Below are 14706 nucleotides of genomic sequence, written 5' to 3'. Positions count from 1 at the left end.
CTTATCACTGACATTGGCTGTTACTTTGTAACGATGGTAGTTTATGGTGGTAGCAATAGCACGGTGTGCTAAGGAATCTGCGCGCTGTTGCCTGTTTTGCCTGGCATTATTATTAAGGGGTTGGAATGCGAAAGTCGGTTGTCTGGATTGCTAACTTATTGTTTTGCTTTTTATTATGGAATCAGTATGCACACGCGGCGGAAGGCTGGCAGCCAGTAGCCGAGACCATACGCAAAAGTGAAAAGGATCCACGTCAGTACCAGGCAATCAAACTGGATAACGGTATGACAGTGTTGCTGGTCTCCGATCAACTGGCGCCGAAATCGCTGGCTTCGCTGGCGCTGCCGATTGGTTCGCTCGACGACCCTGACAATCAGCTGGGGCTGGCGCATTACCTCGAACATATGGTGCTGATGGGATCGAAGCGCTATCCGCAGGCGGACAACCTTGCCGAATTCCTGAAAAAGCATGGCGGCAGCCACAACGCCAGTACCGCGTCGTACCGCACCGCATTTTATCTGGAAGTGGAAAATGATGCGCTGGAACCGGCCACCGATCGTCTGGCGGATGCGATTGCCGAGCCGTTGCTGGGCACGGTCAATGCCGATCGCGAGCGTAACGCGGTCAATGCTGAACTGACCATGGCGCGTTCACGTGATGGACTGCGTATGGCGCAGGTTGGTGCGGAAACCCTTAACCCGCAGCACCCCAGCGCGCGTTTCTCCGGCGGTAATCTGGAAACCCTGCGCGACAAACCAGACAGCAAACTGCATGACGCGCTGACCGCGTTTTACCAGCGCTACTACTCCGCTAACCTGATGAAAGCGGTGATTTACAGCAATAAACCGTTGCCGGAGTTGGCGCAGATTGCGGTGAAAACCTTTGGCCGTGTGCCAAATCGTGATGCCTCTGTGCCGCAGATTAGCGTTCCGGCGGTCACCGACCAGCAGAAAGGCATCATTATTCACTATGTGCCAGCACAGCCGCGCAAGCAGCTGAAAATTGAGTTTCGTATCGACAACAACAGCGATAAGTTCCGCAGTAAAACAGACACGCTGGTCGGTTATCTGATTGGCAACCGCAGCAAAAATACGCTGTCGGACTGGTTGCAGAAAAATGGCCTGGCGGACTCGATCAATGCCGGCGCTGACCCGATGATTGATCGTAATGGCGGACTGTTTGCCATCGCAGTTTCTCTGACGGATAAAGGGCTGGCACAGCGTGACCAGGTAATCGCAGCGGTCTTCAGCTATATCAGTCTGCTGCGCAAAGAGGGCATCGATAAGCGCTACTTTGATGAAGTCTCACATGTGCTGGATCTCGATTTCCGTTATCCGTCGATTACCCGCGATATGGACTATATCGAGTGGCTGGTCGACACCATGCTGCGGGTGCCGGTTGAGCATACGCTGGATGCACCATACCTGGCCGATCAGTACGATGCGCAGGCGATCGAACAGCGCCTGGCGGCCATGACGCCAGAAAATGCGCGTATCTGGACTATCAGCCCGGATGAGCCACACAACAAGACCGCCTACTTTGTTGAGGCACCTTATCAGGTGGATAAAATCAGCGCGCAGCGTTTTGCAGACTGGCAAAAGCTGGGCGAGTCGATCACGCTGTCACTGCCGACGCTCAGCCCCTATATTCCTGACGATTTCAGTCTGATCCCGGCCAGTGATAAGCCAGTGACGCATCCGCAGCAGCTGGTGAATGAACCCGGCCTGCGTGTGTTCTATATGCCAAGCCACTATTACACTGACGAGCCGAAAGCCAATATTACGCTGGCGCTGCGTAATAAAGCGGCGATGGACAGTGCGCGTAATCAGGTACTGTTTGCGCTCAATGATTACCTGGCAGGGTTGGCGCTGGACGAACTGAGTTCACAGGCCTCGGTGGGCGGTATCAGCTTCTCTACCAGCGAGAATGATGGCGTGGTATTCAGCGCCAGCGGCTTTACCCAGCGCCTGCCAAAATTGCTGACGTCGCTGTTGCAGGGGTACGCCAGCTATACGCCGGACGAAGCCCGGCTGGAACAGGCGAAATCCTGGTATGCCGAGCGACTGGACGCGGCGGAAAAAGGCAAGGCGTTTGAGCAGGCGATTCAGCCGGTGCAGATGCTGTCGAAGCTGCCGTACAGCGAACGCAGTGAACGGCGTGCCTTGCTGAAATCGATCACGGTGAAAGAACTGATCGACTACCGTCAGCTGTTGCTGGAGAAAGCCACGCCGGAGATGCTGGTGGTGGGCAACATGACACCGGAAGCCGTCAGTACACTGGCGCGCGATGTGCGCAATCAGCTGCAATGCAGTGGCGACAGCTGGTGGCACGGTGAATATGTTGCGGTTGAAAAACAGACGCTGGCCAATATCGAGAAAACCGGCAGCAGCACCGATTCGGCACTGGCAGCGGTATATATTCCGACGGGATATGCAGAGCATCAGGGGATCGCCAACAGTGCGTTGCTGAGCCAGATTATCCAGCCATGGTTCTACAACCAGCTGCGCACCGAGGAGCAACTGGGCTATGCCGTATTCGCATTCCAGATGCCGGTCGGACGTCAGTGGGGGATCGGCTTCCTGCTGCAGAGCAACAGCAAACAACCGGCTTACCTGTTGCAGCGTTATCAGGCCTTCTACCCGACAGTGGAGAAACGTCTGCGGGCGATGAGCAAAGAGGAGTTTGCGCAATACCAGGCGGCGCTGATTAACGAGCTGAAACAGCGCCCGCAAACGCTGGATGAAGAAGCCAGCCGTTTCGGTAAAGATTTCGACCGTGAAAACTACCGTTTCGATACGCGTGAAAAAGTGATCGAACAGATCCAGCGGCTGACGCCACAAAGCGTGGCGGACTTCTTCCATCATGCCGTTATCAAACCGCAGGGACTGGCGCTGCTGTCGCAGATTTCCGGCAGCCAGCATGCTAAACCAGACTATGCCCGCAGCAAGGGGTATAAAACCTGGCGTGATGTTTCCAGTTTGCAGCAATCCTTACCGGTAAAGAGTGAGCAACATGAGTGACCTGATTCCGCAGCGACTCGATCCGTTAACCCTGCCGCTGGCGGGGGAACGGCTGATCGAAGCCTCTGCGGGAACCGGCAAAACCTTTACCATCGGCGTGCTCTATCTGCGCCTGTTGTTAGGGCTGGGCGGGCAGGCGGCGTATCCGCGTCCGCTGTCGGTGGAGGAGATTCTGGTGGTGACCTTTACCGAGGCCGCCACTGCTGAACTGCGCGGGCGTATCCGTCACAATATTCATCAGCTGCGCCTCGCCTGTGTGCGCGGCGTAACGGACGATCCGATGCTGCAGCCGCTGTTGCCGCAAATTGGCGATCTGTCGCAGGCGGCGACGATGCTGCTGGCGGCGGAGCGGCAGATGGATGAAGCGGCGATCTTCACCATCCACGGCTTTTGCCAGCGTATGCTGAATCTCAACGCGTTTGAGTCCGGCATGCTGTTTGAACAGCAGCTGATTGAAGATGAGCAGGCGCTGCGGCATCAGGCAACCGCTGACTTCTGGCGCCGTCACTGTTACCCGCTGCCGTTGTCGGTGGCGCGGGTGATTGCCGCCGAGTGGAGCGGCCCGGAGGCGCTGCTCAGTACACTATCGCCCTGGCTGCAGGGGGAGTCTCCGGCGCTGAAATACCCGCCTGCGGCAGAAGAAACCCTTGCTGAACGCCATGACAAGCTGATCGCGCGTATCGATGCACTGAAAGCACAATGGTGCGCGGCGGCGGCGGATCTGCTGGCATTGATCAGTGATTCCGGCGTTGATAAACGCAGTTACAGCAGTAAGCATCTGCCGAACTGGCTGGAAAAAATCGGCCAGTGGGCACAGGAAGAAACGCAGGATTACACGGTGCCGAAAGATCTGGCGCGCTTCACGCAAAGCGTGCTGGAGGAGAAAACGAAGAAGGGCGAAGCGCCACGCCATACGCTGTTTAGCGCGGTGGAGCAGTTTCTGGCTGAGCCGCTGTCACTGCGCGACCTGGTGATCGCCCGTGCCCTGCAGGAGATCCGTTTTGCCACGCGTAAAGAGAAGCGACTGCGTGCGCAGCTGGGATTTGACGATTTGCTGAGTCGTTTCGATGAGGCGCTACAGCAACCCGGCGGCCCGTTGCTGGCCAGCACCATTCGCGCACGTTATCCGGTGGCGCTGATCGATGAATTTCAGGATACCGATCCGCAGCAGTATCGTATTTTCCATACCCTGTATGTCGGCCAGCCGGACAGCGCATTGCTGCTGATTGGCGACCCGAAACAGGCGATCTACGCCTTCCGTGGTGCAGATATTTTTACCTATATGAAAGCGCGTGCTGAAGTGAGCGCGCACTATACGCTGGATACCAACTGGCGTTCGTCTCCGGCGATGATCAGCAGCGTAAACCAGCTGTTTTCCCGGCTGGATAATCCGTTTCTGTTTCGTGAAATTCCCTTTATTCCGGTGCAGTCCGCGCTGCCAAAAGCCACGCTGCGTTTTACCCTTGATGGTCAGACGCAGCCAGCGCTGCGCTTCTGGCTGCAGCCGGGCAGCGGTGTGGGTGTCACTGATTACCAGCAATATATGGCGCGTCAGTGCGCCGCTGAGATCCGCCACTGGCTGGCGGCTGGCCAGCAGGGCAAGGCGCTGATTGGTTCCGAAGGCAAAATGCGCCCGGTGCAGGCATCGGATATTACCATCCTGGTGCGCAGCTATGGTGAAGCGGCGGTGATGCGTGAAGCACTGAACGGGCTGAATATTCCTTCGGTATACCTCTCCAGCCGCGACAGCGTTTTTACCACCCCGGAAGCACGGGAAGTGCTGTGGTTATTGCAGGCAGTGCTGGCGCCGGAGCAGGAACGCGCGCTGCGCAATGCGCTGGCGACCAGCATTATGGGACTGGATGCGCTGACGCTGGACAGCCTGAACCAGGATGAGCACGCCTGGAACCAGCTGGTGGATGAGTTTGCCGAATACCGCCAGTTGTGGCTGAAACGCGGTGTGTTACCGATGCTGCGCGAGCTGATGGCAGAACGGCAGATTGCGGAAAATTTACTGCTGTCCGAAAGTGGTGAGCGGCGTCTGACCGATCTGCTGCATCTGGGCGAGTTATTGCAGGAAGCCTCATCTCAGCTGGACAGTGAGCATGCGCTGGTGCGCTGGCTGGCACAGCAGATCGCCCAGCCGAATACCCAGGCAGCGAACCAGCAGCTGCGCCTCGAAAGCGACCGTCATCTGGTGCAGATTGTCACCATTCATAAATCGAAAGGGCTGGAGTATTCGCTGGTCTGGCTGCCCTTTGTCGCGAATTTCCGCGAAGCGGCGCAGGGGATTTACCATGACCGGGAAACTTTCCAGGCATTACTGGATTTGCAGGGCGATGACGAGAGCCAGCAGCTGGCGGAGCAGGAGCGTCTGGCGGAGGATTTGCGCCTGCTGTATGTGGCGCTGACGCGCTCCATCTGGCATTGCAGTATCGGCATCGCGCCGCTGATTAAAGGTAACCGGAAAAAAGAGGGCAGCAGCGATCTGCATAAAAGTGCCATTGGCTATTTATTGCAGCGTGGTGAAGAGGCTGACAGTGAGCAGTTACTGACTTTGCTGCAGCAGTGTGATGGTGAAACCACGGCGTTGAAGAGCGCAACCACGCCGAATACCACACCGTGGCAGCCTGATGCTGCCACTGCGCCGCAGCTCAGCAGCCGTAACATCACGCGAGTGCTGCGTGACGAGTGGCGGGTGACCAGTTACACCGGTTTACAGCAGCATGGTACGACAGCGGTACTCGATTTAACGCCGCGTTTTGATGTCGATGCAGCGGGAGAGTCCGGGCAGGTGAGTGAGCCTGTACTTACTCCGCATAGCTTTCCGCGTGGCGCGTCGCCGGGCACCTTCCTGCACAGTTTGTTTGAAACCATCGATTTTACCCAGCCGGTATCCGCCGAATCGCTGCTGCAGCAGTTACAGCAGCAGGGTTATGACGAGCACTGGCTGCCGGTGCTCGAACAGTGGGTGACGCGCGTGCTGACCACGCCGCTGGATGACAGTGGCGTCACGCTCAGTCAGCTGTCGCCACAGCAGAAGCAGGCGGAACTGCAGTTTTATCTGCCGATTCATGCTCCGCTCAGTGCCCCGGCGCTGGCGCAACTGATGCAGCAGTACGACCCGCTCTCCGTGCGTGCGCCAGCCGTAGATTTTCATCAGGTACGCGGCATGCTGAAAGGCTTTATTGACCTGGTGTTCTGCTGGCAGGGGAAATATTACCTGCTGGACTACAAGTCTAACTGGCTGGGTGAAGAGAGCGCAGCCTATACGCCGCAGGCGATGGAGCAGGCGATGATTGCCCATCGCTACGATTTGCAGTATCAGCTGTATAGCCTGGCGCTGCATCGTTACCTGCGCCACCGGCTGGCGGATTATGACTATCAGCGCCATTTTGGCGGCGTGTTGTATCTGTTCCTGCGCGGCGTGGATGGCAGCGCCAGTGACAACGGCGTGTTCCGCACCCGGCCCGATGCAGCGTTTATTGACGCGCTGGATCGGTTGTTTGCCGGTGAGACGCAGGAGGCGGCATGTTAGAACCCCTATTACGTCAGGCGGTGGAGAAACGGCTGCTGCGCGCGCTGGATGTGCAGTTTGCCCTTATGCTGGCCGATGAGTCGCAACCGGCACTGATGCTGGCGGCGGCGTGGATCAGCGCGGAAGCTGGCGAGGGGCATGTTTGTCTGCCGCTGGCACAGATGACACCTGCGGCGCTGTTTGCCGGGCGTCATCCTGAACTGGCGGCGGCTATCTGGCAGGCGGCGGGGGCACCGGAAGCGTGGCACAACCTGCTGACGGGTTGTGAGGCGGTCAGTGATGGCTCGCTGGCGACACCGTTAGTGTTGCAGCAGCAGCGCCTGTATCTCAACCGCATGTGGCAGGCGGAAGGTCAGGTGGCCGCGTTTATTGCTGCGCCCGCGGCGGGCGAACTGGCGGACAGTGCAGCGCTGAGGCCGGTGCTGGATCAGCTGTTTGGTCAGCAGCCCGAGGACTGGCAGAAGATTGCGGCGGCGGTGGCGATCACGCGTAAGATTGCTGTTATCTCGGGCGGGCCCGGCACCGGGAAAACCACCACGGTGGCGAAATTGCTGGCAGCGTTAATTCGTCTGACGCCGGGGCCGTTACGTATTCAGCTGGCGGCGCCGACCGGGAAAGCGGCGGCGCGTCTCACCGAATCGCTTGGCAAGGCGTTGCAGAGTTTGCAACTGAGTGCGGAAGAGCAGCAGAAATTCCCGGCGGAAGCCACCACGCTGCATCGTCTGCTGGGCGCGCAGCCTGACAGCCAGCGTATGCGTTATCACGCAGCTAACCCGCTGCATCTGGATGTGCTGGTGGTGGATGAAGCCTCGATGGTCGATCTGCCGATGATGGCGCATTTGATCGCCGCGCTGCCAAAACAGGCGCGGGTGATTTTTCTTGGCGACCGCGATCAGCTGGCGTCGGTTGAAGCGGGTGCGGTGCTGGGCGATATCTGTCGACTGGCAGAAGCGGGCTACAGTCCTGCGCGGGCGCAGCAGTTGTCACAACTCACGGGCTGTCAGCTGGCGGGAAATGATGACGGGCAGGCGTCGGCAGTGCGTGACAGTATCTGTCTGCTGCGTAAAAGCTACCGTTTTGATGCGCAGTCGGGTATCGGCCAGCTGGCGCTGGCAGTGAACGACGGTGATGTGGCGCGTGCTAACGCAGTATTTAACGCAGGGTTTGCCGATATCGCGCGCTATCCGTTATCCAGCGCGGCGGAGTATCAGCAGCTGCTGCAGGACTGTGTTGCCGGTTATCAGCCTTATCTGCAGCTGGTACGTCAGCAGGCGGAACCTCAGCAGGTGATGGCGGCGTTCGCCCGGTATCAGCTGTTGTGCGCGCTGCGCGAAGGAGCGTTTGGCGTTGATGGCCTGAATGAGCGTATTGAGCAGGCGCTGCATCAGCGTGGTTTAATTCAGCGTCCGCCCGTCGCCAGCGGCAAATGGTATGCCGGGCGTCCGGTGATGATTGCGCGTAATGACCGTACGCTGGGGTTATTTAATGGTGATATCGGTATTGCGCTGGAGAGTGGGGAGGGGCTGAAGGTGTTCTTCCCGCTGCCGGATGGCACCATTAAAGCGGTGCAGCCGAGCCGTTTGCCACCGCATGATACGGCCTATGCAATGACGGTGCATAAATCGCAGGGTTCGGAGTTTGAGCATACTGCGCTGGTGCTGCCAAACCATTTTCTGCCGGTGCTGACGCGGGAACTGGTGTATACCGCGATTACGCGTGCGCGTGAGCGGTTGAGTTTGTATACCGATGAGGCGGTGTGGCGGCAGGCGGTGCGGGTGCGGACGTTGCGACGGAGTGGATTGCGGGAGCGGTTGGGGGAGTGGGCTGGTGCGTAGCCCTGGACGCTTTTTTAAGGGTTTTAGTGCTTAAGGGCTTTAGTGCTTGAGGGCTTAAGGGCCAGGTCAAGGGCGTTTCGCTCGCCCACGCGGCGAGCGAGTTAAGGGCCGAAAGCGCGGCCCTTAACAATCCGCGCTTCCGGCGGCTCCAGCGCCCGCTTCGCGGGTGCCTTCGTCAGCAGCAACGATTACGGACCGGGTTGGACGCGCTCCCTGCGCGGCCAACCCTTTCGCCGCGTCCATGCGGCTCATCCCTAATCCTTGCTGCTTCCTCAGCGCTTGCGACGCCTCCGAACGTCAAACCCCAGGTCAAAATCCAGGACAAAAAATAAAATCCCTCCCAAAGCCCAAAGCCCAAAGCCCAAAGCCCAAAGCCCAAAGCCCAAAGCCATAACTAATTAATGTAAAGGGCGAAATGACAGTAAAAGCAGGGAAAGAAGGTATTTAAGCCAGAAACAAAAAATAACTGGAACGACCGGAGGTGGCGTCGCAATCGCCGAAGACATTTAAGCGTCCCAGGGCGAGCGGCATGGACGCCGCGAGAGGCGTGGCCGCGCAGGGAGCGCGTCCACACCGGTCCGTCGGGAGGCTAAAATGGCTGAGGGAACCCGCGAAGCGGGCGATGGAGCCGGCACAAGCACGGGTTCCCAGGGGCGGGGCGCTTGCCGCCCCTGGGTCGGTCGGCCGAAGGACGAACGAAACGCCCTTGACCTGGCAGTAGCCCTTGACCTGGCAGTAGCCCTTGACCTGGCAGTAGCCCTTGATCTGGCCGTAGACCTTGACCCGGCAGTAGCCCTTAGCCTGGCTTCAAGCCCCTAAGCTTTAAGGGCCCCGGCATGCCCAAATGCCTAAGTCAGGTCCGCCATCAGCACCTTCGATTTCCGCTGATAGTTATACATCTCTTTCTTTCTCTCAGGCAGCAGTTCCACATCGACTGGTGTGAAGCCGCGTTCCTGGAACCAGTGAATGCTGCGCGTGGTGAGGACGAACAGTTTTTTCAGCCCCATCTGACGCGCCTGTAGCGCCACGCGTTGCAGCAGCGCTTCGCCGCGCGACGAGCTACGGTAATCCGGGTGCACCGCCACACAGGCCATTTCACCAATCTGCTCTTCCGGGAACGGGTACAGTGCGGCACAGGCGATAGTGAGGTTGTCACGCTCGATAATGGTGAATTTATCAATCTCCATTTCCAGCTGTTCGCGTGAACGGCGCACCAGAATCCCCTGCTGCTCCAGCGGACGAATCAGCTCCAGAATGCCGCCGATATCGTTAATGGTTGCACGGCGGATCTGCTCGGCGGATTCCATGACGATCTGCGTACCGATACCGTCCCGTGAGAACAGCTCCTGCAGTAACGCGCCATCTTCCTGATAGCTGATTAAGTGGCTGCGACGTACCCCACTGCGACAGGCGTTGACCGCACCACGCAGGAAACGCACCGTGCCAGAGTGGTAGTCACCTGTTTTTTCCAGCACATCAATTCGCGCCTGGGCATCGTTAGGGAACAGCTCGGAAACAATGTTGCCTTCATCATTGGTCACGCCCTGTTCGGAGCAGAAACCAATCATTTTTTCCGCTTTTAATTTAATTGCCAGCTGGGTCGCCACTTCTTCTGACGTGAGGTTAAAACTTTCGCCGGTCACAGAAACTGCCACCGGTCCCAGCAGCACAATCGCGCCACTGTCGAGCTGGCGGTGAATTGCCTCTTCGTCAATACGGCGGATACGGCCGCTGTGGCAGTAGTCGACGCCATCATCGACGCCCAGCGGCTGGGAAATAATAAAGTTGCCGCTGACCACATTAATATGCGCGCCCTGCAGTGGCGTGTTGTTCAGGCTCATCGACAGACGAGCGGTGATATCCAGCTGCAGACGGCCCGCCGCCTGCTTCACCAGCTCCAGTGACTGGGCGTCGGTGACGCGGGTATGTTTGTGATAAACAGGCTCGAGCTGGTGTTCGGCCAGGCTGGCGTCAATCTGCGGGCGTGCGCCATACACCACCACCAGGCGGATGCCCAGGCTGTGCAGCAGGCCGATATCATTGACGATGCTGGAGAAGTTTTCATGCTCGATGGCTTCGCCGCCCAGCATGATGACAAATGTTTTGCCCCGGTGCGCGTTGATATAGGGAACGGTATGGCGAAAACCCTGAACCAGTTCGGTACTACGTTCCTTCACGGCAAACCCTCTTTGCATGTTTATTCGAAATTTTTGTATTTTTATTCTTTTCTGGCGCGCGATGCAAGAGGCAATTTTCCTTAGTTATCACCAGCTACGCCACTTTATACCGTCTAATACTCTGCATTTATTCGCTTTTTTCGGATGACAGCCCGCCATGGATTGGTTAAAGTTTTGCCCTATTTTCTTTTTTTGGCTGTTTTTTAGACACACCACAGTTAACTGGAGCGGCATGTCCGAATCAAATTCATTCCTCAGTCGTCGCCGATTGTTACAAAGCGCCGGTGCGGTTTGGCTACTCAGTTTCAGCCGGACAGGTATGGCTGCCAGCAGCCATGTGGTCGCCGTGCGTATCTGGCCCTCTTCAACCTATTCGCGTGTCACGCTCGAATCCAATACCCCGCTGAAATATAAGCAGTTCACCCTGAGTAACCCGGATCGGCTGGTGATCGATATTGAAAATATCCACCTCAACCATGTGCTGAAAGGGGTGGGTGAGCTGGTGCTGAATAACGATCCCTATATTAAAAATGCCCGTGTCGGCCAGTTTGACCAGCAGACGGTTCGGCTGGTACTGGAGCTGAAACAGCCGGTCGCACCACGCCTCTTTACGCTGGATCCGGTCGCAGGGATCAAAAACCGTCTGGTGGTCGATCTCTACCCGACCAGCGCCCGGGTGGAAGAGGATGATCCGCTACTGGCATTGCTGGAAGATTACAACAAGGGTGACCTGGAACGCTCGCAACCGGCAGAAGCGCCGTTGCCGGGCAAAGCCGGTCGCGACCGGCCGATTGTGATTATGCTCGACCCCGGGCACGGCGGCGAAGATCCCGGTGCGATTGGCAAACATAAGACGCGCGAGAAGGATATCGTGCTGAGTATTGCGCGACGTCTGAAGGCGATGATCGATAAACAGCCGAATATGCGCGCCTATATGACACGCAACGAAGATGTGTTTATTCCGCTGAAAGTGCGGGTGGCGAAAGCGCGCAAGCAGCGCGCCGATCTGTTTATCTCTATCCACGCCGATGCCTTTACCAGCCGTGCGGCGCGTGGCTCTTCAGTATTTGCGCTGTCGACCAAAGGCGCGACGTCCACTGCGGCGCGTTATCTGGCGCAAACGCAGAACGAATCGGATCTGATTGGGGGTGTCAGCCGCAGTGGTGACCGCTATCTCGACCATACCATGTTCGATATGGTGCAGAGCCTGACGATCAATGACAGCCTGAAATTTGGCAAAGAAGTGCTGACACGGCTGGGCAGAATCAATCATCTGCATAAACGTTCAGTCGATCAGGCGGGTTTTGCGGTGCTGAAAGCGCCGGATATCCCGTCGATTCTGGTGGAAACGGCGTTTATCAGTAATCTGGAAGAGGAGCGTAAACTGCGCACCAGTGCTTTCCAGCAAAAAGTGGCTGAGTCGATTCTGGCGGGAATTAAGGCATATTTCGCTAATGGCGCGGCAATCGCCAGAAAATAGCGTGCAGCATACTCCCTTCCTGCGTATCACGGGGGAGGGGAAAAGAGAAAGAATGAGGTTTGGCGAACGCCAGAAACAAAAAAACACCCTTTCAGGTGCTTTAAAGTGTTGGTTGCGGGGGCCGGATTCGAACCGACGACCTTCGGGTTATGAGCCCGACGAGCTACCAGGCTGCTCCACCCCGCGTCCGTCTGACTGTCGCTTCCGTCACGACAGCTTACTGCTTGTTTCTCTTACGATAAGAGATTGGTTGCGGGAGCCGGATTTGAACCGACGACCTTCGGGTTATGAGCCCGACGAGCTACCAGGCTGCTCCATCCCGCGTCCGTGGATGCGCACTATACTCTCCGCTGAATTTGATGCAACCCTTTTTTGCAGGAAATCACGGTAAAAGCAGCTGGTTGGCGATTTTATCCACCAGATGCTGTTTTGTTGCACAATTATATCGGCACTTTTTTTCCCGGCGCATTTCAATCTGATGACGGCTTTGTTAGGCTGCGCTGAAATGCGTGGCGAGGTTAAAGAACACAATGAAAGGATGTTGGGCAAAGTACGCAATCACCGGCACGCTTCTGGCGCTGCTGGCCGGATGTTCCTCAAAACCGACCGATCGCGGGCAACAATATATTGATGGCAAACTGGAACAACCGCTGGGGCTGGTCAATCAGCCGAATGCCAAAGGGCGTCCGGTCAATGGTAAGGATTTCTCTGACCAGGTCGGCCAGATCAGATCTGCATCGCCGGGTCTCTACAACAATCAGAACAGCACCTACGGTGCGATTGAAAGCTGGCTGCTGGCAGGCGGCGATACGCGCCAGCTGCGCCAGTTTGGTCTTGATGCTTTTCAGATGGAAGGCACCGACAACTATGGCAACGTGCAGTTTACCGGTTACTACACCCCGGTGATTGAGGCGCGTTACTCCCGCCAGGGTGAATTCCAGTATCCGCTGTACCGGATGCCGCCACGCGGTAAAGGCCGTAAACTGCCGAGCCGTGCGGAAATCTATAGCGGTGCGCTGGATGAGCGTTATGTCGTTGGCTACAGCAATTCCCTGATCGACAACTTTATGATGGATGTGCAGGGCAGTGGCTATGTCGATTTCGGTGACGGTCGCCCGCTGATGTTCTTTGGTTACGGTGGCAAGAACGGCCACGGTTATCACAGTATCGGCAAAACGCTGATCGATCGCGGCGAAGTGAAGCGCGAAGATATGTCGATGCAGGCGATCCGCAAATGGGCAGATGAGCACAGTGCCTGGGAAGTGCGCGAATTGCTGGAAACGAATCCGTCATTCGTGTTCTTTAAACCGGAAACCTTTGCCCCGGTGCGTGGCGCCAGCGCGGTGCCGCTGGTGGCGAAAGCGTCCGTTGCTGCCGATCGCTCGCTGATCCCGCCGGGGACTGCACTGCTGGCCGAAGTGCCGTTACTGGATAATAACGGCAAATTTACCGGTAAATATGAGATGCGCATTATGGTAGCGCTGGATGTTGGCGGCGCAATTAAGGGCCAGCACTTCGATATCTATCAGGGTATTGGCCCGGATGCCGGTCATACTGCGGGCTTCTTTAACCACTATGGCCGCGTCTGGGTACTGCGCAGTGCGCCTGGCACAGGGCTGTTCACCAGCAACCAAAACGGCAATAATGGTGCAATGCTGACCCGCGTTAGCCAGTAGAATGGCCTCCCTTCTGCGGGTCAGTTCTGGCCCGCAGTCGCGTGTTATCGCTATTAATTCAGGATATATCAATGATTTCTCTTTCCGACGCCTGGCTGCAACGCTTTGGCGGCACGGCGCGTCTTTATAGTCAGGATGCGCTGCAGTTGTTTGCTCAGGCGCATATTTGCGTGATTGGCATTGGTGGTGTGGGGTCGTGGGCGGCGGAAGCGCTGGCGCGTACCGGTATCGGCGCGATCACCCTGATTGATATGGATGATGTCTGTGTCACCAACACCAACCGTCAGGTGCATGCGCTGCGCGATAATGTCGGCAAGGCAAAAACCGAGGTGATGGCGGAACGTATTCTGGCGATTAACCCGGAGTGCCGGGTCACCTGCGTTGATGATTTTATTACTGCCGATAATATCGCTGAGCTGATTAGCGCCGATTTTAGCTATGTTATTGACGCGATTGATAGCGTGCGGCCAAAAGCGGCGCTGCTGGCGTGGTGCCGCCGTCATAAAATCCCGCTGGTGACGACCGGTGGTGCAGGCGGGCAGATCGATCCCACGCAGATTCAGGTCGCCGATCTGGCGAAAACTATTCAGGACCCGCTGGCAGCGAAGCTGCGCGAACGACTGAAGCAGGATTTCGGCGTGGTGAAAAACAGTAAGGGTAAACTGGGTATCGACTGCGTTTTCTCTACTGAAGCGCTGGTTTATCCGCAGCCTGATGGTACGGTGTGTGCGTCACGCAGCACAGCAGAAGGGCCGAAACGAATGGATTGCGCGGCTGGTTTTGGTGCGGCGACGATGGTCACGGCGACTTTTGGTTTTATCGCGGTTTCTCATGCGCTGAAAAAGATGATGGCGAAGGCGGCACGTCAGAAATAAGCACTGACTGCCCCCTCCCCCATAACATTGTACGGTCCGGGGACACAGTGAACACTTGTTCGGGGACATGGTAGACACTTACAACTAAGGCATAAGAACCCGTTT

At 57.1% G+C, this 14706-nt stretch carries 7 protein-coding genes and 2 tRNA genes; 6 read left to right on the top strand and 3 right to left on the bottom strand.

Going from position 1 to position 14706, the window contains the following annotated elements; genetic code table 11:
- Positions 1-125: 125 nt before the first annotated feature.
- From ptrA to recD, 3 genes are read left to right on the top strand one after another with little or no spacing between them, the layout of a single operon-like run.
- Entirely contained in the window at positions 126-3020 is a 2895-nt protein-coding gene (gene ptrA / locus ACSZO1_RS12025) for a pitrilysin (RefSeq protein ID WP_437612817.1), read from the top strand.
- Positions 3013-6558, top strand: coding sequence for an exodeoxyribonuclease V subunit beta (gene recB / locus ACSZO1_RS12020; protein ID WP_437612815.1), 3546 nt, complete (start codon positions 3013-3015; stop codon positions 6556-6558). Before ptrA ends, recB begins: the two co-directional genes overlap by 8 nt.
- Positions 6552-8393, top strand: a complete 1842-nt coding sequence (recD, locus tag ACSZO1_RS12015) for an exodeoxyribonuclease V subunit alpha (protein WP_437612814.1) — start codon at positions 6552-6554, stop codon at positions 8391-8393. Before recB ends, recD begins: the two co-directional genes overlap by 7 nt.
- Before the next feature lie 848 nt (positions 8394-9241).
- Here the strand turns inward: recD and argA are convergent.
- Positions 9242-10588: an amino-acid N-acetyltransferase gene (argA, locus tag ACSZO1_RS12010; RefSeq protein ID WP_437612812.1), complete on the bottom strand. Its 1347-nt coding sequence runs from the start codon at positions 10586-10588 to the stop codon at positions 9242-9244.
- Positions 10589-10802: 214 nt separating this feature from the next.
- On the opposite strand from argA, the gene amiC reads away from it, so the two are divergent.
- Positions 10803-12050, top strand: a complete 1248-nt coding sequence (gene amiC / locus ACSZO1_RS12005; RefSeq protein WP_437612810.1) for an N-acetylmuramoyl-L-alanine amidase AmiC — start codon at positions 10803-10805, stop codon at positions 12048-12050.
- A gap of 109 nt (positions 12051-12159) precedes the next feature.
- On the opposite strand, the gene ACSZO1_RS12000 is transcribed toward amiC, so the two are convergent.
- A tRNA-Met gene (locus ACSZO1_RS12000) sits at positions 12160-12236 on the bottom strand.
- Positions 12237-12297: 61 nt separating this feature from the next.
- Positions 12298-12374, bottom strand: a tRNA-Met gene (locus tag ACSZO1_RS11995).
- Positions 12375-12580: 206 nt separating this feature from the next.
- Here ACSZO1_RS11995 and mltA point away from each other — a divergent pair.
- Both mltA and tcdA read left to right on the top strand, forming a co-directional pair.
- Positions 12581-13726 carry a murein transglycosylase A gene (mltA, locus tag ACSZO1_RS11990; protein WP_437612808.1) on the top strand — a complete coding sequence of 382 codons (1146 nt, stop codon included), beginning with the start codon at positions 12581-12583 and terminating at the stop codon, positions 13724-13726.
- 71 nt (positions 13727-13797) lie between these two features.
- Entirely contained in the window at positions 13798-14601 is an 804-nt protein-coding gene (gene tcdA / locus ACSZO1_RS11985; protein ID WP_437612806.1) for a tRNA cyclic N6-threonylcarbamoyladenosine(37) synthase TcdA, read from the top strand.
- Positions 14602-14706: the final 105 nt, after the last annotated feature.

The organism is Erwinia sp. V71 (assembly GCF_965644245.1).
Lineage (GTDB): Bacteria > Pseudomonadota > Gammaproteobacteria > Enterobacterales > Enterobacteriaceae > Erwinia.
Note: the sequence above shows the minus strand (reverse complement) of the source record. Positions and strands in the feature narration are given on the sequence as shown.